This window comes from Candidatus Epulonipiscium sp. (genome assembly GCA_012519205.1).
GTDB lineage: Bacteria > Bacillota > Clostridia > Lachnospirales > Defluviitaleaceae > JAAYQR01.
The window spans coordinates 166,541-190,432 of the sequence record JAAYQR010000027.1; the positions used below are offsets into that span (position 1 = coordinate 166,541).

13 protein-coding genes and 1 pseudogene are annotated in these 23,892 nt (G+C 36.6%); 11 read left to right on the top strand and 3 right to left on the bottom strand.

Annotated features, from left to right (window positions below; translation table 11 throughout):
* Positions 1 to 7: 7 nt before the first annotated feature.
* Genes aepY through GX308_09760 form a run of 3 tightly spaced genes read left to right on the top strand, consistent with a single transcriptional unit; the run spans position 8 to position 4,304 of the window.
* A complete protein-coding gene (aepY, locus tag GX308_09750; protein NLK22334.1) occupies positions 8 to 1,129 on the top strand; it encodes a phosphonopyruvate decarboxylase in 1,122 nt (373 codons plus the stop codon).
* On the top strand, positions 1,130 to 3,139 hold the full coding sequence (gene aepX, locus GX308_09755; GenBank protein ID NLK22335.1) for a phosphoenolpyruvate mutase: 2,010 nt from the start codon (positions 1,130 to 1,132) through the stop codon (positions 3,137 to 3,139).
* A 22-nt stretch (positions 3,140 to 3,161) separates the two neighbouring features.
* Positions 3,162 to 4,304 (top strand): phosphonoacetaldehyde reductase, encoded by a 1,143-nt coding sequence (locus tag GX308_09760; GenBank protein NLK22336.1) that lies wholly within the window; start codon positions 3,162 to 3,164, stop codon positions 4,302 to 4,304.
* A gap of 127 nt (positions 4,305 to 4,431) precedes the next feature.
* On the opposite strand, the gene GX308_09765 is transcribed toward GX308_09760, so the two are convergent.
* On the bottom strand, positions 4,432 to 6,042 hold the full coding sequence (locus tag GX308_09765) for a glycoside hydrolase (protein ID NLK22337.1): 1,611 nt from the start codon (positions 6,040 to 6,042) through the stop codon (positions 4,432 to 4,434).
* Positions 6,043 to 6,203: 161 nt separating this feature from the next.
* Here GX308_09765 and GX308_09770 point away from each other — a divergent pair, with 161 nt between their 5' ends.
* The 5 genes from GX308_09770 (at position 6,204) to GX308_09790 (ending at position 14,492) form a co-directional block, all read left to right on the top strand.
* Positions 6,204 to 8,708 (top strand): O-antigen ligase family protein, encoded by a 2,505-nt coding sequence (locus tag GX308_09770; GenBank protein NLK22338.1) that lies wholly within the window; start codon positions 6,204 to 6,206, stop codon positions 8,706 to 8,708.
* Between the two features lie 41 nt (positions 8,709 to 8,749).
* Entirely contained in the window at positions 8,750 to 9,868 is a 1,119-nt protein-coding gene (locus GX308_09775) for a glycosyltransferase family 4 protein (protein ID NLK22339.1), read from the top strand.
* 226 nt (positions 9,869 to 10,094) lie between these two features.
* Entirely contained in the window at positions 10,095 to 11,948 is a 1,854-nt protein-coding gene (locus GX308_09780; GenBank protein ID NLK22340.1) for a polysaccharide biosynthesis protein, read from the top strand.
* 116 nt (positions 11,949 to 12,064) lie between these two features.
* On the top strand, positions 12,065 to 13,060 hold the full coding sequence (gene galE / locus GX308_09785; protein NLK22341.1) for a UDP-glucose 4-epimerase GalE: 996 nt from the start codon (positions 12,065 to 12,067) through the stop codon (positions 13,058 to 13,060).
* Positions 13,061 to 13,148: 88 nt separating this feature from the next.
* On the top strand, positions 13,149 to 14,492 hold the full coding sequence (locus GX308_09790) for a hypothetical protein (protein NLK22342.1): 1,344 nt from the start codon (positions 13,149 to 13,151) through the stop codon (positions 14,490 to 14,492).
* Positions 14,493 to 14,505: 13 nt separating this feature from the next.
* Here GX308_09790 and GX308_09795 read toward each other — a convergent pair whose 3' ends face one another.
* Positions 14,506 to 14,808, bottom strand: a complete 303-nt coding sequence (locus GX308_09795) for a hypothetical protein (GenBank protein NLK22343.1) — start codon at positions 14,806 to 14,808, stop codon at positions 14,506 to 14,508.
* Between the two features lie 75 nt (positions 14,809 to 14,883).
* Positions 14,884 to 19,170: a 2-hydroxyacyl-CoA dehydratase gene (locus GX308_09800; protein ID NLK22344.1), complete on the bottom strand. Its 4,287-nt coding sequence runs from the start codon at positions 19,168 to 19,170 to the stop codon at positions 14,884 to 14,886.
* Between the two features lie 244 nt (positions 19,171 to 19,414).
* On the opposite strand from GX308_09800, the gene GX308_09805 reads away from it, so the two are divergent.
* The 3 genes and pseudogenes from GX308_09805 (at position 19,415) to GX308_09815 (ending at position 23,787) form a co-directional block, all read left to right on the top strand.
* Positions 19,415 to 21,343 carry a PrkA family serine protein kinase gene (locus GX308_09805; GenBank protein ID NLK22345.1) on the top strand — a complete coding sequence of 643 codons (1,929 nt, stop codon included), beginning with the start codon at positions 19,415 to 19,417 and terminating at the stop codon, positions 21,341 to 21,343.
* Between the two features lie 8 nt (positions 21,344 to 21,351).
* On the top strand, positions 21,352 to 22,515 hold the full coding sequence (gene yhbH / locus GX308_09810; GenBank protein NLK22346.1) for a sporulation protein YhbH: 1,164 nt from the start codon (positions 21,352 to 21,354) through the stop codon (positions 22,513 to 22,515).
* Between the two features lie 2 nt (positions 22,516 to 22,517).
* Positions 22,518 to 23,787: pseudogene (locus tag GX308_09815) on the top strand (SpoVR family protein).
* Positions 23,788 to 23,892: the final 105 nt, after the last annotated feature.

A 23,892-nucleotide genomic window follows, 5' to 3' on the forward strand; every position in this document is an offset into this window, starting at 1 on the left:
TTAAATGATTGAAGTGGAAGCTTTTTTAAAAGTTTTAAAAAGTAGCTTTTTCGCAGGAGTCCCAGACTCCCAGCTTAAGCCACTATGTGACTATTTAATGAATACATATGGCATATCCAAAAACCATATCATTGCTATGAATGAAGGAAATGCTGTAGCCTTAGCAGCTGGTTATCATTTATCCACTGGTAAAATTCCATGTGTTTATCTTCAAAACAGTGGATTAGGAAACATCATTAATCCAGTTGCCTCATTGCTAAACGATAAGGTATATGGCATACCATGTGTTTTTGTAATCGGTTGGAGAGGTGAACCTGATGTTCATGATGAACCCCAACATGTATTTCAAGGCGAGATTACATTAAAGACATTAGAAACTGTGAATATTGAATATTTAGTCCTAGATAAAAATACAACAGAACTACAGTTAGAAAATAAAATAGATGACTTTAAAATGCTACTTGACCAAGGTAAAAGTGTAGCTTTTGTAGTTAAAAAGGGCGGATTGACCTATGACCAAAGTCTGGAATATAAGAATTCTAACACTGAACTACGTGAAGAGCTTATTGATACGATTATAGAAGCAGCTAACGAAGATATTATTGTTTCAACAACAGGTAAAACATCTAGGGAAGTATTTGAGATTAGAGAAAAGAACAAACAATCTCATCAATACGATTTTCTAACAGTAGGTAGTATGGGACATAGTTCAACGATTGCATTAGGTATAGCTTTAAACAAACCTAATACAAAAATATGGTGCATCGATGGTGATGGTGCCGCATTAATGCATATGGGGGCTATGGCACTAATAGGAGCTAAATCTCCCCAAAACTATATTCATGTATTGATTAATAACGGAGCACATGAATCTGTAGGAGGACAACCAACGGTTGCAGACCATGTTAACTTTGGACCAATTGCTTTAGGGTGTGGTTACAAAGCTGTATATAAAGCGAATGATAAGCAAGAGTTAAAATCCATATTAAATAAGATTAACAATCAACCAGGACCAATACTTATTGAAGTAAAGTCTGCGATAGGCTCTAGAGATAACCTTGGTAGGCCTACCACAACACCAATTGAAAATAAGATAGCCTTTATGGATTATCTAAAGGGGTGCGATTAGATGAAAGCTTTAATATTAAACTCAGGTTTAGGTAGAAGGATGGGAGAGTTAACAAGCGAACATCCTAAATGTATGACTAAAATCTCTGAAAATGAAACAATCCTAAGCCGTCAATTAAAGCAGTTAGCAGATTGTAATATTACTGAAGTTATTATTACAACAGGTCCATTTGAGCAGACATTAATTAATTACTGTAAATCACTTAACTTGCCTTTAGAGTACACATTTGTAAATAATCCAATATATGATAAAACCAATTATATCTATTCCATTTACCTAGCACGAGAGTATCTTACTGATGATTTGTTACTAATGCATGGTGACTTGATTTTTGATAATATAGTCCTTAACAAAGTAATTGAAAATAAAACAAGCTGTATGACAGTAAGCTCAACGCTTGAATTACCAGAAAAAGATTTTAAAGCAGTCATAAAAGAAGAAATAATAAAAAAGGTAGGGATTGAATTTTTTGATCATGCAATGGCGGCTCAGCCTTTATATAAACTGTTAAAAAGGGATTGGCAAATATGGCTTGGGCGTATCATTTCTTTTTGTGAAAAAGGGCAAGTATCGTGCTATGCAGAAAACGCATTAAATGAAGTAACGAAACAGTGCCAAATACACCCACTAGATGTAAAAGATATGTTATGCAATGAAGTGGATCATTTAGAGGACCTTATAATTGTCAAAGAAAGACTAAAGGAGTTAAAGATGAAAACAGTATATATGAGTTTTAGTACGGACATTATCCATGGGGGGCATATTAAGATTATTAATGAGGCTGCAAAGCTAGGACAAGTAATCATTGGTGTTTTATGTGACGAGGCAGTAGCTAGTTATAAGCGTTTTCCTATTCTATCATATAATGAACGGGAAGAAATAATTCGTAATATAAAAGGAGTATATAAAACAGTTCCACAAACTACCCTTAGTTATGCTGATAATCTTAGAGAATATAAGCCTGATTATGTGGTACACGGTGATGATTGGAAAACTGGTTTTCAAAGTGCTATTAGGGATGAAGTTATAGAAATTCTTAAAGAATTTGGTGGAGAGCTTGTAGAATTCCCTTATGCTAATGATGATACATATAAAATATTAGAACAGCAATCAAGAGCACAACTTTCTATCCCTGATATTAGACGTGGAAGGCTTAGAAAGCTTTTAGAAATGAAAAAGACAGTCAGTATTCTAGAGGCACATAGTGGAATCACGGGCTTAATTGCAGAAAATACAACAATCCTGCAAGATGGAAAGGCCTATCAGTTTGACGGTATGTGGGTTTCTAGCCTTTGTGACTCAACTGCAAAAGGTAAACCAGATATTGAGCTTGTTGATATGTCCTCCCGTATGCGAACCATTGATGATATTATGGAAGTGACAACAAAGCCTATTATTCTTGATGGGGATACAGGGGGGCAAATAGAACACTTTGTTTATAACATCCGTACATTGGAACGAGTAGGGGTATCAGCTGTTATAATAGAAGATAAGACGGGACTTAAGAAAAACTCCCTATTTGGTAATGAAGTAGAGCAGACTCAAGATAGCATCGAAGGCTTTTGTGCAAAGATTACTGCAGGTAAACGTGCCCTTAAAACAAAAGAATTTATGCTAATTGCTAGAATTGAAAGTTTAATATTAGAGCAGGGTATGGAGGATGCTTTAGAAAGGGCCTTCGCTTATGTAGCTGCAGGTGCGGATGGAATTATGATTCATTCCCGTAAAAAAGACCCAAGTGAGATTTTTGAATTTTGTCAGAAATTTAGGGGGCAAGATAAAACAACTCCACTTGTGGTTGTGCCAACATCCTTTAATGAGGTTACAGAAGAGGAATTTTCAGAACATGGAGTTAATATCATAATCTATGCAAACCAACTTACCAGAAGTGGATTCCCTGCAATGCAAGAAGTTGCAAAGACTATTTTGACACACCACAGGGCAAAAGAAGCCGATGATATGTGTATGTCCATTAAAGATATATTAACCTTAATACCAGAAGACTATTAATATCAGTAAGAAGGAGCAAACCATGACTTACAAACCATTTTGTGATACTGAGATTACATTTTCTAATAAAGGTGAGTTAATGCAAAAGATCATGTCGTTAGATGTGGCTAATGTAGTGTTAGTTATGAGTGAATCATCAGCACTAAGATGGAACATGACTGATTTTATTAATAAGCTAAAGACAAGGTGTGAATCAATAGATGGTATATTTACATGGATAAAAACTGTCCCTGCCAATCCAACACAAAAAGATGTTATCGAATCCTTAAAACAAGTTGGGAATAGTAAGGTTGAGACAATCATTGCTTTTGGCGGTGGAAGTGGTATAGATCTAGCAAAAGGAATCAGTGCATTTTATAATATCGAAAAAAATGAAAACTATACAATAGATGAGATTACAGATAGCATAAAAAATAAGACATACCCAGGGGATGCACTAATCCATATTATTGCTGTCCCAACAACAGCAGGAACAGGATCAGAGGTTACCCAATGGGCTACAATATGGGATGAAAACGGAGATAGTAAGTTTTCCATTGATCATCCCATGCTTAAGCCTAGGCTAGCTATTATATCACCAGACTTAACACTGTCCGTACCTGCTGAAATGACACTTGCTACTGGACTTGACGCAATGTGCCAAGCTATAGAATCCTACTGGTCCAAGCATACAACACCCGTAGTTCAAGAAATTGCATATAGAGCTGTAGAGCTAGTGATACAACATCTAAGGCAAGCTGTAGAAGAACCAGATGATATTGTGGCTAGGGAGAGGCTCTGTAGGGCTTCGGTGTTGGCGGGACTAGCATTTTCGCAAACGAGAACAACAGCATGCCATTCCATATCTTACCCACTTACAATGCTATATAATGTACCACATGGACTAGCAGCATCTATTACTTTAGATGCAGTTGGTAAGATAAACAAAGGGCATTTTGCAAACGATGATCTGCTATTTGGATTATTTGAACAATATGGTGGCATTATGAATTGGATAGATAGTGTATGTGAAAGTGTCATAGAAATGAGGCTATCTGCATTTGGTATAAATGAAAGGGATATTGTACTGATTATAGAAAAAGCATTTACAGGGGGTAGAATGGATAATAATCCTGTAGATTTAGGGAAGGACGATGTGGAAGAGATACTTAAATCTATTATGTAAGTTATAGAACTAAGTTAATTAGACCTAACTTATAGATAGAGGGACAAGGGGACAGGTACCTCGTCTTATTAAGATTACCTTGTACTAGGTACATAAATAAGCTACCTAGTACAAGGTTAATTCTATTTTAATCGAAGTATGCCGCCAAGAACAATGCTGGGGTATTCCAGTATATTGCAACTTCATTGGTTGAATAGGAATCTTCGTGATCTGCAAAGCATTTAGCAGGGGGGAGTCCCATAAGATGATTCTTTGCATAATCATCATGCAATCCTTTGTTGGGGCCTCCTGACAGTAATCCAGGTACTGGTTTAGTTATCCCATCTGCTACGGACGGTCTATGATGGGGGTTGAGTATGGGCTTTGAGCCAAATCCAGTTATAAAGCATTGATTAAGGCTATTTCTTCCCAACAAGTAATGAAGATGATTTTGTGCCCCGCTAACATAATCGCTATTAGGTTCTAGGATATTCGCAATGATCAGGTGCCTTCCTATGTTTGCTACTGTCATATTGCTTCCCCATAGGTATTCATCAGGTTCTAGACCAATGCCATATCCATCCCTAGAACATATACCAAGATATCGGTCAGCGGTACTAATCCATTCATTTTTAATGTATGTATATATTTTTTTGTCCACTAGTTCAGGGGATGTGAGCAAATAGGTTAATTTTGCCATACCGCTAATATCTGCCCAGCCCAGCTCACACCCAATAGAAGAATAGCAATTTCTAAAAACCTGATGATACTTATCTTCCCCAGTTACCCTATACAACTGAGCTGCCGCCCAGGCAAGTTCGTCTATGATAACTTTATCTCCGTATTCTCCTGTCATAATCCCAGGAGGATTTTTATATTCTGTTAATGATTTTTTGTTTTGGAGGTACTCAAAGGCCCTCAAAGCTGCTGCAAGACATTGGTTCGAAAAGTCGGGATCAAAGGTGCTGTAGGTGTCATATGCCATCGCCATAACTGCAGCAAAATCCCCAGTGGCACTATCAGAAATAGGAGAAAATATTAGTTTGGGCACATACCCACAAGGCATCATATCAAGATCAACGAATTTGGCAGTTGTCAGTTTATGATAAACGCCTCCACTATCTTTATCCTGCATTTTTAAAAGCCATTCTAATTCATATCTACATTCATTGAGTATATCGGGAACAGCATTTCCGCTTTCTGGGATATTTATCACGTCTTTTATTTTTTCTGGAAAAAGTCTATACGTTATCATAAGATCCGCAGCAGATAAGGCGCCGGGCACTGTATATCTTCCATAGTCCCCGGCATCGTGCCAGCCCCCTGTGGCACATATTGTTTTGTCTTTGTGACCATATACTATACCGTCTACCAAATGGCATGCCTCATGTTTCCACTTTCCAGCATGTTTTTCTTCTAGTTCCATGCCGCACCTTTGAAAGTATAGGCCTTTAAGGAGAGCCTTTTTAACCTCTGTATACACCTTATCACCAATTTCAAAAGGATAGGATTTGCCAGATGTAGGGATCAAAACATAATAGCTTCCATGTTTTTCTAAGGAAGAAAAATCTCCTTTATATATTTTATCTTTACTGGAAGGATCCAACTCACCTGCCGATAATATACCTTCATATACGGTTTCATTATTTTTTTCATTGACGATATAAAAGGTTCCATCCATTTCACTGCATATTACGACCTTTTTATCCTTTGGCCTATAACCTAACTGGTTAATATGTATCCTTTGATTGATATCCATAGCCCTTTCCTCCTGTTTTATATGATGTTCTTATATTATATCATCTCCAAAGAAAAATAGAGTATCAATACTTATAGATTAGAAAAAATTTGCTCATAATAATTTTGTATGATAAAATGTGATGAATGCTAGAACAAATTAAAATTATAATGAGGAATTTTATGAAAAATAGGATAGAAAGTTTTATTCATGTGGTTTTGATTTTATTATTGCCCTTTATGTTTTATATTCATGTATCAGGAAGTCCCGTAAACATATCTCTTGGAGATATTTTTTTCCCTTTGGCTGGATTATTAGTTATCATTCACTTTAAAAGGCTATTAGATAAAAAAAGATGGCTCTATATTTTTTATTTTTTGGGGCTTATTTTAAGCTTATTTTTATCCCATGTTTTTGTTCAAAGAAATGAAGGTATTTTATCCATACCTTATATGGGTATGATTATGGAGATTGTTAAGACTGCCATTGTCGGTGGGTATTTCTATATAGCTTATATGTTCATAAAGGATTCAAGAAAGTATCAATTAGCCTTATACACTTTATCCATAGGAAGTATTCCTGTGGGTATTATTGCTATGGGCGCATATATTTCTCATTTGTTAGAAAAACCTTTTTTTATTAAAACTTTTGCGCTGGAGGGGTATAGCGGCAGAGTTGTGGGGACCTTCGAAGATCCTAATTTATATGCTTTTTATCTTATTATGATTTTTTATATTAGTTTATGGAATTCTAGAATTATCCGTAATAAATTGGCATCATTTGGTATGATTTTAATTAGTGGTTTTTCTGTTATTCTTCTTGTTATGACTATGTCTAGGAGTGGCTGGGTGGCTTTTGGACTTTCTTTAGTTATATTTGTATTGATTAATATAAAGCATATAACTAAGCAGTCCATAGGGGCTGTTTTGGTTATTTTATGTATTGTTTTTATAGGTGTTCATATAGATTACTCCATCCATGGGGGTAAGATTGTTAAGACGGTAATGGATAGGGTTGAAAATTCCCTTATGCAAGGGGAAGAGGTGGATAGATTTCAGTTAACCAAGGCAGCCCTTAAGATGGGGAATGATAACTTTTTATTTGGAATAGGGAAGGGGAATTTCCCCCTTAATTCTTATATTTATTTGGGAGAAGATAATGTAAATTATAAAAACCAATATATTCCCCATAATACTTTGGTGGGAACTTATGCTCAGCAGGGTATTGTTGGACTAGTTATTTTTTTGATTTTGCCCTTATATATTTTGTATAAGATGTTTAAGTCAAAGCGAAAGCAAAATCTATATATGTTCCCGTTACTTATAGGATTTTTGGTGCAGTCTTTTGCCATTAATGTCGAGAATGTTAGGTTTGTATGGTTTTTATTAGGATTACTATTAGCCGGTACGGAATTAGATAAGGATATAGAAATTAACGAATCCAAAAAAAGGCAGGGAAGAAGTTACTGGATTGGTCTAGTAATATTATCGGCCATCCTGATTGCTCTATATATAAATGCTGCTAGATATATATATGTTAATATAGCTGCCTATAGGGGAAATATTATTGAGAAAACGGTATCAGTGCCGCAAAGGGGAATATATACCCTGTCCTTTGATATACAGACCAATGAGGAGTTAAGCAGGGTTGAAGTATACGAGAGTGGTAAATTATTAAAAAATATGGAGTTCAAATTGGCTTATGGTAAGGTAGAGGAGGATATTGCCCTTGATAAGGGAGCCACCATTAGATTTGTAACTAATGATGAAGGCTGGATGAAGATACGAAATCCTTATCTTATTAAGGGGAGCAACATCCTTCCTCTTTACTCTTATCCCTTAGTACCTGGATTTGTTCAGAAATTTATGATGGAAAGGGATTTACTAGTCTATGTTAAAGAGCTAAGCTTTAAGCAGGATATAGATATTGCTGGGGAAAATCCATTTAAACCGTTTGGGGTAGAGGGATTTACGGTAAAAAGATATTCGAATCTTAGTTCTATATTCGGATCTCAGATTTTATATAAAGAAGAAATAGACTCTAGGTATCATTTGCAATTAAATCTTCAATACGATTCTATTTCTAAATTGCTACCAGGGGAATCTCAGCGAAATAATATATCCCATGCCATTGCCGCATATCCTAAGGATTGGAGCTGGGAAATAGGAGAAATCTATAGCATCCATGGACCAAGAATATTAACCAACATGGATTTTAAGCTTTATGGTCGTTTTTATGATATTGATAATAAGCTCTATCCCGATGAAAGATACTTTGAAATCCCATTTGAAGTAATAAAAGAGGAGCAGGAGATTCTAAATCTAGGAGAAGATCAGTGGATTAATATTCGATACAGTAAAAATGAAGAAAATCAGATTGTTATGTCCTATAATAGCTGGATTGAAAGTAAAAGATACAACCTAGAACCGGGGAAGTATAATATTTCAATAAGGGCTCAGGGTTCTTTATTAGAAGGAGAATACTCTAAATTACGCATTAGAGATAGTTATCTTAAGGAAATAGCTGTAATAGACTTAGGTGATACTAATAAGGTTTATTCTATCCCTTACAAGGTAGATGAAAAGGAAGAAGGAATTAGCTTTATTCTAGAATTAATTAATTATGATACTAAAGAGGATATAGGAGATAGACGGGTTTTCTTGGAGGATTGGATAAGAGTTGAGTAGGGTGAAAGGTTCTTTATTCCACAATGATAGGAGTGGGGATAATGAAGAAAGTTCTTATGATTGCCAGTGTTGATTTCCATTTTACAGCCTTTCATATACCTTATATAGAGTATATGAAAAACCGTGGTATTAAGGTGCATATAGCTGCAAAGTCCGGGGAAAGAACTCGGGATTTGGAAGCCTTGGGGGTTGTTTTTCATAATATTGATTTTGTTAGAAGTCCCTATTCACCTAAGTTGATTACTGCCTATTTTCAGTTAAAGGATTTAATGTCTAAGGAATCCTATGATTTGGTCCATGTGCATACTCCGGTGGCTGCTTTTTTAGGCAGACTTGCCGCCAAAAAGACTGGTACAAGACCTGTTATTTATACTGCCCACGGGTTTCATTTTTATAAAGGGGCATCCCTATTTAATTGGCTTATATATTATCCTATGGAAAAAATAGCCGCTAGATGGACGGATGGCCTTATTCTTATCAATGGGGAGGATTATAATAGGGCAAAGGATTTCCCCCTTAGGGATAAAGAAGGTTGCTTTTATGTTAATGGAGTGGGGGTTCCTGTAGATAAGTATGGTCCCCCTAAGGATTTAGACAAATCCCATCATAAAGAAAAATTAGGCTTTAGAAAGGAAGATAAATTACTTCTTTGTATAGGGGAGTTTACAAAAAATAAAAACCAGAAACAGATTATAGATGCCATGGCAAGGGTAGAAGACAAAAACATTCATCTACTTTTTGTAGGGGATGGGGAGTTGATGGCGGAGCTTAAGAGTTATGTCTTAAATCTTAACCTGTCAGATAATATTCATTTCCTAGGATATAGGAGGGATATCCCTGAGATTTTGCATATAAGTGATGCTTTTATCCTGACCTCTAGAAGAGAGGGCCTACCTAGAGCTATGATGGAAGCCATGGTGGGGGGGCTTCCAATTATAACAACGGATATTAGGGGAAATAGGGATTTGGTACAAGGTGGAACTAATGGATTACTTATTCATATAGATGATATTGAGGAAACGACCAAGGCCATAAAAAGACTAATGGAAGATGAGAAGTTAAGGATGGATATGGGAAATAAGTCACAGATTATTATTAGGGACTTTTCCGTAGATGCCATTATTGGGAAAATGAAGGAGATTTATGAAAGGTATATTTAGACCTTTATGCTGTTTCTATTGACTATGGCCGGGTGTGCTTAGCGGGGAATCTAATCCTTCAGCGCCAACCTTAAGGTTTTTAAATATTAGTTCCCCAAAAATAATATATCCATTTATAACATAAAATACGGTACCAGGGATAAGGTTATAAGGTTATTGGAAATTGACTTTCTTCTCTTAAAGGGGTATTATATTTTTGTAGATTTTTGTAGAGAGGATGTCTTAAATGAAACAAAGATATAGAGCATGGGTATTGCTTTTGATAGATATAGTATTGATTAATTTATCCATTATTTTTGCATATTTACTTAGATTTGACGGACAGCTCCATCCGAATTATTTTCCGATATACAGGAATATGGCCTTGATATTTACCGCTATTAAGATTGGGGTATTTTATTATTTTGGGCTTTATAAGAGCCTTTGGAAGTATGCCAGTATTAATGAGTTGGTATCTGTAGTCATAGCCACAGCCATAGGGAATGTTTCCGTTATAGCCTATGGGTATTTTATGCAGCCGGCTTTTATTCAGCAGGTCCTACTTCCTGTTCCAAGAAGTATTTATGTGATTACCTGGCTCTTAGATGTGCTTTTTATAGGGGGGACACGGTTTGCATATAGGGTACTTAAGCACTGGAATGTGAAGGAAATATGGAGGTCTTCCCATAAAAAAAGAGCGCTTATCATAGGAGCCGGGGATGCCGGAGCCATGGTTATTAAGGAAATGAATAACCACGAAGAATTGGGAATGATACCCATAGGGGTTATTGATGATGATGAAACAAAATACGGCAAAAAGATAAATGGAGTTCCTATATTAGGGACAAGGTATCGGGTAGAAGAGGTAGTAATCCAAAAAAGCATTGATATTATTATTATTGCGGCTCCTTCCATGCCCAAAAAAGAAAGAAGAGATATTATTGAAATATGTGATAGGACAGGGGCGGAAATAAAAATTCTGCCGGGAGTATATGAATTAATAGAAGGGAAAATAGGTATTAGTCAGCTTCGTCCCGTTCAAATAGAAGACCTTTTAGGTAGGGATACAATACAATTAAACATAGAAGAAATCAGCGGATATATTAATAATAAGACAGTGCTAGTAACTGGAGGAGGGGGCTCTATTGGTTCTGAGCTTTGCCGACAGATAGTGACCTTTTCACCCATTCGATTATTGATTTTGGATATATACGAAAACAATGCCTATGACATTCAAAATGAATTAAAAAGAAAGTATCCTCAGCTTAATCTAGAGACCATCATTGCCTCCATAAGGGATAAAAACAGGATTAATGATATTTTCGATAAATATAAACCGGAAGTGGTTTTTCATGCTGCTGCCCATAAGCATGTGCCTTTGATGGAGGATAGCCCTATGGAAGCCATAAAAAACAACGTATTTGGAACTCTTAACTTGGTGCAAGCTGCTAATTATTATGGAGTCAAAAGATTTGTTCAGATTTCCACAGATAAGGCGGTAAACCCCACCAATGTTATGGGAGCCTCAAAAAGATTATGTGAAATGATTATCCAAACCTACAATAAACATTCCAAAACAGAATTTGTTGCTGTTAGATTTGGTAATGTATTGGGAAGCAACGGCAGTGTTATCCCTTTGTTTAAAAAGCAGATTAAGGAAGGGGGGCCTGTAACAGTGACCCATCCCGATATCATTAGATATTTTATGACTATTCCCGAGGCGGTACAGCTCGTTATAGAAGCGGGAGGTATGGCAAAAGGGGGAGAAATATTTGTATTAGACATGGGAGAACCAGTTAAAATAGATAAACTTGCTAGGGATTTGATTCGTTTATCGGGATTTGAACCAGATGAGGATATAAAGATAAAATATACAGGGCTTCGTCCCGGGGAAAAATTATTCGAAGAACTCCTTATGGCAGAAGAGGGACTATCGGATACAAGACATGAAAAGATTCATATAGCAAAACCCATAGACATAGATATGGATCTTCTAGAAGATAAACTAGACCGCCTAAAACAAGCAGTAGAAGGTAGTAATACGGATGTATTTAAGGCAATAAAAGAAACTGTTCCGACATATCATCCTCGGGAGATATAGTCTAATTACCCTTTTTCATATCATAGGAGTATGAAAAGGGGTATTTTAATTTCTTATAATTTGATATAATATAATAGTTGGTGTGTTTTTGAATGATAAGAAAGGATGATTAGACTATGGATATATTAGTTAGTGGCGGTGCCGGATATATAGGTTCTCATACCTGCGTTGCTTTACTTGAGGCAGGTCATAGGGTTGTAGTTGCAGATAATCTACATAATAGTAAGGAGGAAACCATAAGTAAAATAAAACAAATCACAGGGAAAGATGTTTTATTTTATAAGATAGATGTAACTGAGGAAAAAGCAGTAGAGGATTTGTTTTCAAGTCATAATTTTGATGGGGTAATTCATTTTGCAGGATTTAAAGCCGTGGGGGAATCGGTATCCTTACCCCTTATGTATTACCATAACAATCTTCTTAGTACCATAGTATTAAGTGAGGCTTGCATAAGATATAAGGTAAATAAATTCATATTTAGTTCCTCAGCTACGGTATATGGCAACAATAAAGTCCCTTTTGTAGAGACCATGGATTTGATGGAAACGATCAATCCTTACGGGGAAACTAAGGCTATGAGTGAGAGGATTTTGATGGATACCTCTAAGGCAAATCCTGGCTTTTCAGTTTCTCTGCTTAGGTATTTTAACCCTGTAGGAGCCCATGAAAGTGGGTTAATAGGCGAATCTCCCAATGGCATCCCCAACAATCTAATGCCCTATGTGACCCAGGTAGCCAGGGGTAAGCTAGACAAACTACGGATTTTTGGTGATGACTACCCCACCTTAGACGGTACGGGGGTTAGAGATTATATCCATGTGGTCGATTTGGCTGAAGGCCATGTGGCAGCCCTAGAAAAATTAACCCAGGGAACACATATCTATAATCTAGGTACAGGCCATGGAACTTCAGTATTGCAGTTGGTTGAAGCCTTTAAGGAGGTAAATCATATTGATATACCCTATGAGATAGTTGAAAGAAGGCCCGGTGATATCGCTTCTTGTTATGCCGATACAAGCAAAGCTAAAAAAGAATTAGAGTGGAGTGCCAAACGGGGCATAAAGGAAATGGTTCGTGATGCGTGGAATTTCGAAAAAGCCCTCAGTAAATAGCGACATTTTCTCCCATTGAATAGCAATAGTATTTATAATATAATGTTAAGGATTCAAACTTAGAAAAACAAACTGTAGGAGGATGAATATGGAAGAAGAAATTAGCCTAAGGGAGCTTATAGAGGCACTTTTAAGGAATAAAAAACTTATAGCAATTATTACTGCCGTAGCCACAGCTATTTCTGTTGTAGTTAGCCTTATAATGCCCCCGGTATATGAGGCTAGGACGACCCTTTTAGCAAATCCCATAGGCTCAAGGCAAAACAAAGAAATTACCAATAGTAATGACGTGCTAGATACCATTAGCCAGTATCCTGAAATGAGCTTAGAAACATATAGGGAACAATTTTTGAATTCAGAAATCATACAAGCTACCATTAAAGAATTGGATTTAAGAGATGGCAGCAATCAGCCGATGAAAATCCGTTCTTTTAGGGAAAAGGTTAGAGTAGAAGTTGTAAAAGACACCAATCTTATTCGGGTGTATGTCAGTGATAAGGATCCGGAATTAGCAGCCAAAATCGCTAATACCCTTGATGAGAAATTTATTGACTTTATTACTGCTATGACCAGGAGAAAGGGCATGCAGGCAGTACAAGCCATTACAGATCAATTAGAAGCTGAAAAAAGGGCCCTAGATAAAGAGGCGCAGAAAAAAAGAGATTATCTGATGAACTCTAAGGACATAGAAGAACTCAACCAAGAAATCATTACCCTTAGAGACCAAATGACCATGTATAAGCAGTCGCTCATTGATACCGATAGGCAAATACAATCAGATATTAGAACTTTAGAAGGGTTTGTAGAAAGTGGAATTAAAACTTCCAATATTAATATAGAAAAAATAAAGGCAAAAATCCAGTTCAATGAAGTAAAAGGGGTTCAAGCCAATAATATGGATAATACCGAAGAGGGCAAAGAGACCGATTCGAAACCCAAAGCTCTTCAAATAAAAAATACAAGTAATGTAACCATAAATCAAGAGATAGAATTTGATATTTCTAATTCATCCGCCCTAGAAGGGGCTATGCTATCCGCCCAAAGAACCCAAATAGAAACTAGATTGCTTCAAAATGTATCCGAAAGAGAAGTCCTAGAAAATAAGATAGGTGAAATACAAAAGAGACTGGCAGACCTTCGTTCGACCCTAGCCACAGAGGAATACAAGTACAATGAAGTAATAAGGGACTATCAATTAGCAGAAAAAGCCTTTCAAGCCTATCAAACCAGAAGAAATGAAGCAGAACAAAATGCCGCAGCGGATATAGGAAGAGCAAGTATCGTAGTATCTTCCCCTGCAGTTATCCCCGACATTCCTTCAGGTCCTAATAAGAAGCTTAATGTTGCAATTGGGTTGGTAATAGGGTTGATGGTTGGAGTATTCATGGCGTTCTTTAAAGAATATTGGGCAAGCACTGAAATTACAAAATAAAGTATAGAATTATTTATCCTAGGAATTCTGGATTATCGATATTATCAGAGCGTATAGCTCTTTGCAGGATTGTCATTTTGGATTCCTTAGGATCTTTTCCAAAGGTGAAGGGATAATGTGCCCCGCAGCTTTGACACTGGATATAATCTTTAGAGTCTAGGATTTCCCGATTGTAAAATAAATAGGGATATTCATTAAGTTCGGCCTCAGTGGATTCTAGATTCTCATCATTATTATCCAGTTTGTAGGAATACACATAAGTTGCTTCGCGGTTTATGACAAACTGATTACTCTTACATTTAAGACAGGTAAGCATAGTAAACCTCCCTCCATTACAGTATATTTATTGTTATGCAGATATACGAAAATTATACAAAAAAGAAGAGATGTACTATAAGTACATCTCTTCTTTTTTTACATTGATTGGCGAAATTCTTTTTTTAGCTTCTTTTTTGATTTCTGTATTAAGATTTTTAAAGGCTACAGAAAGCATAAGTTTTATTCTATTAAGCTGATTAACCTCGCTGGCTCCAGGGTCATAATCTATAGCCACTATATTCGTTCTTGGGTATTTTTGTTTTAATGGCTTTATCATGGCTTTACCGGTTACATGATTTGGTAAACAAGCAAAGGGCTGCATACATATAATGTTTTCTACTCCTGACTCAATAAGTTCAATCATTTCTGCGGTCAAAAACCATCCCTCTCCGGTTTGGTTACCGATAGAAAGTAGGGGGGATGCGGCTTTAGCCAAATCAAATATAGATTTAGGAGGTGTAAAGCGCTTGCTTATTTCTAGGGCCTTTTTCATCTCCCTACGGTAGTATTCGATAAACTTTATTACCCCTAAGCCTGCCCATTTGGCCCTTTGGCTTCCTGCAAGTCTTTCTTGCTTAAAACTTGGATTATAGGCACAGTATAGGAAAAAGTCAATCAAATCCGGCACTACGGCCTCAGCCCCTTCTTTTTCAACTACGCCTATGGCATTATTATTGGCAGTAGGGTGAAACTTTACTAGAATTTCTCCTACTAAGCCCACTTTTGGCTTTTTAGTCTTATGGATTTCTAGCTTATCAAAGTCCTTCACGATATCATGGACTATTACTTTAAATTCTTTGTGATTTCCCCTATGGATGGACTCCTTACATCGCTGAGCCCATTTTCTATAAAGGATTTCCGATGAGCCCTCTATTTTTTCATAAGGTCTTACCCTAAGGAGGACTCTCATAAGAAGATCTCCGTATACTAGGGCTATTATACTTCTATTAATTAATTTCGGGGTGATTTTAAATCCTGGATTTTTTTCCATCCCTAGGGCATTTAAAGAAATCACCGGAATATGGCTTAAATGGGCATCGTTTAGGGCCTTTCTCAAGAACGCTATATAGTTGGTAGCACGGCAGCCACCACCGGTTTGAGTAATCATTACGGCAGTTTTATCTAAATCGTACTTCCCCGACTGTAGCGCTTCCATAAGCTGTCCTATGACTATGATAGAAGGATAACAAGCATCGTTATTAACATATTTAAGTCCCACATCTACGGCTTCATAGTCTACAGAAGGTAGAAGCTCTAGGTTATATCCGGAGGCTAAAAATGCTTCCTGGACAAACTCAAATTGGTAAGGTGCCATTTGTGGAGCTAGTATAGTGTAGGTATTAGTCATTTCTTTTGTAAAAGCAGTTCTTTTTGTGGTTATTTTTTGTTTTGGCACTTTATCTATATTATTTCTTTCTTCCATGGCAGCCTTAAGGGAGCGAAGACGTATTCTAGCAGCTCCTAGTTGATTTCCTTCATCGATTTTTAGGGTGGTGTAGATTTTGCCATAACTACTTAAAATCTCTTGGACTTGGTCTGTTGTTACGGCGTCTAAGCCACAGCCAAAGGAGTTCAACTGGACTAATTCTAGGTTTTTTTTAGTTCCTACGAAATGGGACGCAGCATACAATCTTGTATGATATACCCATTGGTCGACTACCCTTAGGGGCCTTTTAACATTGCCTAAATGGGCAATGGAATCTTCCGTCAGTACCGCCATATCCAAAGAGTTAATAAGATTGGGTATCCCATGATGGATTTCCGGATCTATATGGTAGGGTCTACCACTTAGGACAATACCCCTTTTACCGTTTTCTTCTAGATACTTGACTACTTCTTCACCTTTTTGTCGTATATCCTCTTTTGTTTTATGCTCCTCATCCCATGCCAACTCTACTGCCTTTTTGATTTCTTGTTTGGATATGTCTAAATCTTTAAGCTCCTCCCATAGTCTTTGGATGAGCCTGTTTTTATTATCCAGAGGGAGAAAAGGATTCATAAAAAGTATATCCTTTTTAGCAATAACTTCCATATTGTGTTTTATTACTTCAGGGTATGAAGTTACGATAGGGCAGTTGTAATTATTGTCGGCCTCTAGGTTTTCCCTTTTTTCATAGGGGATACAGGGGTAGAATATTCTTTTTATCCCTTTATTTATTAGGGCCATAATATGTCCATGGACTATTTTGCCCGGATAGCATACGGATTCTGATGGTATCGTCTCGATGCCCATTTCATAAATATTTTTTGATGAGCGGGGAGATAACTCTACTCTAAATCCCAAATGGGTGAAGAAGGTAAACCAAAAGGGATAATTCTCATATATATTAAGGACTCTAGGTATACCTATAATTCCTTTTTTAGCATCCTTAAGGGGAAGAGGCTTATAGGAGAAGATTCTTTTGTATTTATAATCAAATAAATTAGGCAAAACATCCTTAGATGTTTCCTCCCCTGCGCCCCTTTCGCATCTATTTCCTGATATAAAATGCCTACCATCGGAAAATGTATTGACGGTTAGATGGCATTGATTTGGACATAATGAGCATCTTTTTTGGGTGGTTTTGGTTTCAAATTCCTTTAGGGCGGAGGAAGATATTAAGGTGCTTTTTTCTTTCTTATATCTTTCCTTAGCAATAAGAGCTGCTCCGAAGGCTCCCATAATGCCGGCTATATCCGGTCTTATGGCTTCTTTTTTAGAAACCAGTTCAAAGCTTCTAAGGATAGCATCATTATAAAAGGTCCCCCCTTGAACGATGATTTTATCTCCTACTTCTTTTGGGTCTCTTAGTTTTATAACCTTAAATAAGGCATTCTTTATAATCGAATATGAAAGACCTGCTGACAAATCTCCTATGGTTGCTCCTTCTTTTTGGGCCTGTTTTACTCTAGAATTCATAAATACAGTACATCTAGAGCCAAGGTCTACTGGATTTTTTGACAGTAAGGCTTCCTTTGCAAAATCAGATACACTCATATTTAAAGAGGTGGCAAAAGTTTCTAAAAAAGAGCCGCACCCTGAGGAACAGGCTTCATTTAACATGATTTTTTCGATGATACCATCTTTAACATGAAGGCATTTCATATCTTGCCCGCCTATATCCAGTATAAAATTAACTCCGGGTAGAAAAAAATTAGCAGCTTTATAATGGGCTACAGTTTCTATTTCACCTATATCTATTTTAAGGGCAGCCTTAAGCAGTGCTTCCCCATATCCTGTTACGGCAGAGTAGGCGATATATGTATCCTTAGGAAGTATATTATACAAATCTTTTAAAATTTTAACCGTCGATTTAAGGGGGCTTCCCCCATTGCTGCCGTAGTACGAATGCAGTAAGCTTCCATCTTCATCGATTAAGGCTGCTTTAGTAGTGGTAGAGCCTGCATCTATTCCTAGAAAGCATTTCCCCTTATAAGAAGATAGGTCCTTTCGTTTGACTTTATTAATACTATGTCGTTTATTAAATTGGTTAAGCTCATCTTCATTGGAAAATAGGGGCTTCATTCTTTGTATTTCGTAGTTTTGTGCTTCCTTAAGAAGAGGCAAGTTATTATATAAAGTCCTAAATGGGATGGGCTTTTTATCCGTGGACGATAGGGCAGCCCCTAGGGCTACAAAATATTCACCATTTTTAGGGATAATAATTTGTTTTTCGGTAAGCTTCAACGTTTCTACAAAACGAATCCTAAGTTCCGATAAAAACGAAAGGGGACCACCTAAAAATGCAACATTTCCTTTTATTGGCTTCCCGCAAGCAAGACCGCTTATGGTTTGAGTAACCACGGCCTGAAAAACTGAGGCAGAAATGTCTTCCTTAGCAGCGCCTTCGTTTAAAAGAGGCTGTATATCGGTCTTGGCAAAAACACCGCATCTAGCGGCGATGGGGTATATGTTTTTATGATTTTTTGCTAATTGATTTAATCCACTGGCATTGGTTTTAAGGAGGGTAGCCATTTGGTCTATAAATGCACCGGTACCGCCGGCACAAGTACCATTCATTCTTTGCTCTATGGAGCCTCCAAAATAGGTGATTTTGGCATCTTCGCCCCCTAACTCGATGGCTATATCGGTTTCCGGTATAAAGGTTTCTACTGCCTTTGCCCCTGCAATAACCTCCTGCACAAAGGGAATATTAAGCCATTCTGATACGGATAATCCTCCGGAACCGGTGACACTTATTGTGATTTGTTCATTAGAAAAGCTTTCGAAGGTTTGCGTCAAAATATCAATAATAGTCTGCCTGATGTCTGAAAAATGTCTTTGATAGCGGGAAAATAAAATAGTATTTTCGCTATCTATTGCAACTACTTTAACTGTGGTTGAACCAACATCCAAACCTATATGGAGATTATTAACCATCTTTATCCTCTTTCCTCATACATTAAAAAGCCTTAAACCAAAGGAAGGCTTAAGACCTTTATCTTGAAATAGGAAGATTCCTTTTCAATTTCATAATAGTTAAAAGAAATTGGTTTGTCAAGATTTTTACTTTTTATTCATATCTCTTTCCCTGTTATCCATATATTAATATAAGAGCAAGGATTGTAAAGTTTAATGGTAATAATGTTCTAGTAAGGCTTGACATATAAAAAGGAGGGGTAAAATGGGCATAACCGATTTTTCAGCACTAATACAAAGAGATCGGAAAGAGAGGGAAACTAATAAATTTAAGGGGAGTTTACTAGATTATTTACATATTGTAAAAGAAAATCATAGTATTACTGATTTATCCCATGAAAGACTTTATAAACTTATAGTAGAACCTGGGATGGAAGTAATAAGAACAGAAGAAAGTCCAAGACTTAGGAGGATTTATGGAAAGGATATAATCAAAAAATATAAATTTTTCGAAGAGGATTTTTTTGGTATCGACAATGTCCTAATGAAATTGGTTAGATATTTTCATTCCGCAGCCATGCGGGGTGAAGAATCAAGACAGGTATTATACCTTGTTGGGCCTGTGGGTTCGGGAAAATCCTCTTTAATTGAGGTCCTTAAGAAGTTACTAGAAGCTAGTCCACCCATATATGCTCTGGAAGGGTGTCCCATGAGGGAGGAACCGCTTCACCTAATACCCAAACACCTAAGGGAGCTCTTTGAAAAAGAGCTTAATGTTAAGATTGAAGGGGATTTATGTCCGATTTGTAGATATCGTTTAAAAAATGAATTCGATGGGCATTATGAAAAATTTCCAGTGGTCAGTATTGACTTTTCTATCCGTTCGCGAAAAGGTATAGGGGTTGTACCCCCAGTAGATCCCAATAACCAAGACACCTCAGTTCTCATAGGATCAGTCGATATTTCGAAGATGGATTTATATCCCGAAGATGATCCTAGGGTACTTTCTTTAAATGGAGCCTTTAATGTGGGGAATAGGGGAATAGTAGAATTTATCGAGGTATTCAAAAATGATGTTGAGTATCTTCATACTATGATTACAGCTACCCAAGAAAAATCGATTCCTTCTCCCGGAAAGGGCTCTATGGTTTATTTTGACGGAGTGATTTTGGCCCATTCCAACGAAGCAGAATGGAATAAGTTTAAAGCAGATCATACCAATGAGGCTATCTTAGATAGAATTGTAAAGATAGAAGTACCCTACTGTCTAGAGTTAAATGAAGAAATTAAAATCTATGAAAAAATATTGAAAAAGTCCAGTTTTAAGGCCCACATAGCACCTCATACCATAGAAATAGCTTCTATGTTTGCTATATTAAGCCGCCTTACACCATCTAATAAGGTAGACTCCATGACCAAGTTAAAAATCTATAATGGGGAGGAAATTATAGAAAAAGGAACAACCAAAAGGGTAGATATAATGGAATTAAGAGAAGAAGCAGGTAGGGAAGGGATGACAGGGATTTCTACTAGATTTATTATGAAAACTCTAGACAATGCTCTTTCTGATTCCGAATATGACTGCATCAATCCATTAAGTATCATAGAGTATCTCATAAAAGAGGTCAAAGAAATGGCGGCCCCAGAGGATTTAAAGAAAAAATATCTAGGGTTTATTCAAGACACGATTAAAAAAGAATACCATATAATGCTTGAAAAAGAAGTTACCAAAGCTTTTATCCATGGATATCGAGAGCAGGCCCAAGATTTATTTAATAACTACCTAGATCATGCAGAAGCCTTTGTTAATAAGACAAAGATTAAGGACCCTAACACAGGGGAGGAATTAGAACCTGATGAGGAATTTCTAGGCTCCATTGAGCAGCAGTTAGGGATTGCCCATAGTGCGGCCAAAGGCTTTAGGCAAGATGTTACGGCATATATGTTTGCAGTTTTAAGAAATGGTGGGAAAATCGACTATACCAGCTATGAGCCCTTAAAAGAGGCTATAGAAAAGAAATTGACTGCTTCCGTAAGGGAACTTTCTAGGATTATTACCAGGTCAAAAGTAAGAAATCAAGAACAAAATAAAAAGTACAATGCCATGGTAGAAGAAATGAAAAGGAACGGCTATTGTGACCATTGCTGCAATGTCATATTAAAATATGCAGCCAATAATCTTTGGAAAGACTAGGTGATAAGATGGCGATTTTTCGTGAATTTCAAAGGTATGGTACCGATAGAAGTGCCGAAGATAGAAGAAGGCATAAAGAATTAGTAGAAAAGAGCATAAAGGAGAATATAGGAGAGATTATTTCAGAAGAAAGTATAATAGGCCAATCAAAAAATAAAAAAATCAAAATCCCCATAAGAGGTTTAAAGGAATATTATTTTAAATACGGTTCTAACCAAAATGGCGTAGGTTCAGGAGAGGGCAATGAAAAAAAGGGGGATAGATTTCAAAAGGATAAATTTAGGCAGGGAGAAGGGGAAAGGGCAGGAAATGAAGAGGGAGAAGATATTTACGAAACAGAAATAACCATAGAAGAAGCGATACAGTACTTATTTGAAGATCTTAACTTGCCCTATCTTTACAGAAAACAATTTTCGGAAATCCAATCAGATAGTCAGGGGAAGCGCTGGGGAATCCAAACCAAGGGCATTCCCCCAAGGATTTCTAAGAAACATACAGTTATGGAAAAGATAAAAAGAAAAAAATGTATGCTTAAGGTAAGGGATATGGCTGAAAATGAAAGATTTCCTTTTCATGAGGAAGATATAAGGTACTTTAGAGTCCAACCAAAGACAAAAAGAGATTCTAATGCGGCCATAATATGCATTATGGATACCTCAGGCTCCATGGGGCAAACGAAAAAGTATTTAGCAAGGAGTTTTTACTTCCTTTTGTATCAATTTGTGCGGATTAAATATCTGCATGTAGAGGTAGCTTTTGTTGCCCATACCACCGTTGCAAAGGAGGTAACAGAAGACGAATTCTTCCATAAAGGTGAATCCGGGGGAACCTATATAAGCAGCGGGTACCAAAAGGCCCTAGAGATTATTAGAGAAAGATACAATCCTGAGGTGTGGAATGTATATGCCTTTCACTGTAGTGATGGAGATAACTGGGGTGAGGATAACCAAAGGGCCATAGAAAGTGCTAAGGAGCTTTGCGGAGTATGCAATTTATTTGGTTACGGGGAAATAAAAACTAGCAGCTACACCAGCACTATTATGCATAAGTATATGGAAGAAATTAATGAACCTAATTTTGCAATGGTTAAGATATCTAATAAGGAAGGGGTATGGTCTGCTTTTGTTGAGCTTCTTAATGTAGAAAAGGAAAACAGTATGGAAGGAATGTAGAGATGAATTATTCATTAGGTGAATTAAAACACTGGAATAAAAAGATAGAAAAATTAATTATAAAAAAGGGGTTAGATTGTTACCCTCAGGAATTTGAGATAATAGGTTTTGAGGATATGCTGTGTTATGAAGCTTATGTAGGCATGCCTTCCCATTACCCCCATTGGAGTTTTGGCAAGGCTTATGAAAAGTTAAGGACCCTATACAAATACAATCTTACAGGATTACCCTATGAGATGGTTATTAATTCTAATCCTTCTATTGCATACTTAATGAAGGATAATACCTTGCTTCTCCAAATACTAACCATGGCCCATGTATATGCCCATAATGATTTTTTTAAAAACAATAGGCTGTTTAAAGAATATACCAATGCAAGTTTAGCCATAGAAATGTTTAAAAATCATGCAGATAGAATTAGGGCATATATCCAAGATCCCAGTATCGGATACGAAGAAGTAGAAAAAATATTAGATGCAGCCCATTCTATAAAATATCAATGCGGGCTCCCTATCAATAACAAGTCAGAAAAAGGGAAAAAGGAGTATGGTAGCTTATTAGAGTTTTTGATAGAAAACGGCGATTGTAAAGAATGGGAAAAAGATATATTGAATATTGTAATGAAAGAAACAAGATATTTCACCCCCCCAGATAGAAACAAAGATTATGAATGAGGGCTGGGCTAGCTGGTGGCATTATAATATACTAAAAGAATTAGATTTAGAACCATCAATGCATATAGAATTTTTGAAAGTCCATAATCAGGTTATCAGGGCTTCAAAAGGTAGGGTTAATCCGTACTATATGGGATTTAAAATATGGGAAGATATTGCAAATAAAAGCAAGGACCCTAATGCAATCTTTGAAATTAGAGCCCTTGAAAGGGATTCTTCTTTCATTAGAAGATATCTTAATTTTGAACTTTGTAGGGAAATGAATTTAATGCAATTTGACGAACAGGATAGATATTATGTAGTAACAGAGGTAGCCGATGATGACGGATGGCGTAAAATAAGAAATCTTTTAGCTGATACCGTAGGTATGGGTAGCATCCCAGTCATTACAGTATGCGATGTAATGAAAAGTAATAATACCCTTCATCTTAAACATATTTATGATGGAAGAGAGCTAGATGTAACCAATACCTTTGAAACCCTAAAATATACCGCAAAGCTATGGGGAGGAAAAGTAATCCTAGAAACCATTCTAAACAAACACCCAAAAAGAATCATCTGCAGCAATGATCTTAAAATTTCCCTAGAAAATATCTAAGTATTCAAAAACTTATGTACCTGGTACATAAGTTTTTGAAATCCGTTTTGTGGACAAGGCCTTTTTTTTATTATACAATAAGGTGAACAAAAAATATAAAAAGGC

What these genes read in the sequence shown, in the direction of transcription:
- GX308_09770 (NLK22338.1), top strand. Translation starts at nt 6,204, where the DNA reads ATGAAAAATAGGATAGAAAGTTTTATTCATGTGGTTTTGATTTTATTA.
- GX308_09760 (NLK22336.1), top strand. Translation starts at nt 3,162, where the DNA reads ATGACTTACAAACCATTTTGTGATACTGAGATTACATTTTCTAATAAA.
- GX308_09800 (NLK22344.1), bottom strand. Translation starts at nt 19,170, where the DNA reads ATGGTTAATAATCTCCATATAGGTTTGGATGTTGGTTCAACCACAGTT.
- GX308_09795 (NLK22343.1), bottom strand. Translation starts at nt 14,808, where the DNA reads ATGCTTACCTGTCTTAAATGTAAGAGTAATCAGTTTGTCATAAACCGC.
- yhbH (NLK22346.1), top strand. Translation starts at nt 21,352, where the DNA reads ATGGCGATTTTTCGTGAATTTCAAAGGTATGGTACCGATAGAAGTGCC.
- GX308_09790 (NLK22342.1), top strand. Translation starts at nt 13,149, where the DNA reads ATGGAAGAAGAAATTAGCCTAAGGGAGCTTATAGAGGCACTTTTAAGG.
- GX308_09765 (NLK22337.1), bottom strand. Translation starts at nt 6,042, where the DNA reads ATGGATATCAATCAAAGGATACATATTAACCAGTTAGGTTATAGGCCA.
- GX308_09780 (NLK22340.1), top strand. Translation starts at nt 10,095, where the DNA reads ATGAAACAAAGATATAGAGCATGGGTATTGCTTTTGATAGATATAGTA.
- GX308_09805 (NLK22345.1), top strand. Translation starts at nt 19,415, where the DNA reads ATGGGCATAACCGATTTTTCAGCACTAATACAAAGAGATCGGAAAGAG.
- GX308_09775 (NLK22339.1), top strand. Translation starts at nt 8,750, where the DNA reads ATGAAGAAAGTTCTTATGATTGCCAGTGTTGATTTCCATTTTACAGCC.
- galE (NLK22341.1), top strand. Translation starts at nt 12,065, where the DNA reads ATGGATATATTAGTTAGTGGCGGTGCCGGATATATAGGTTCTCATACC.
- aepX (NLK22335.1), top strand. Translation starts at nt 1,130, where the DNA reads ATGAAAGCTTTAATATTAAACTCAGGTTTAGGTAGAAGGATGGGAGAG.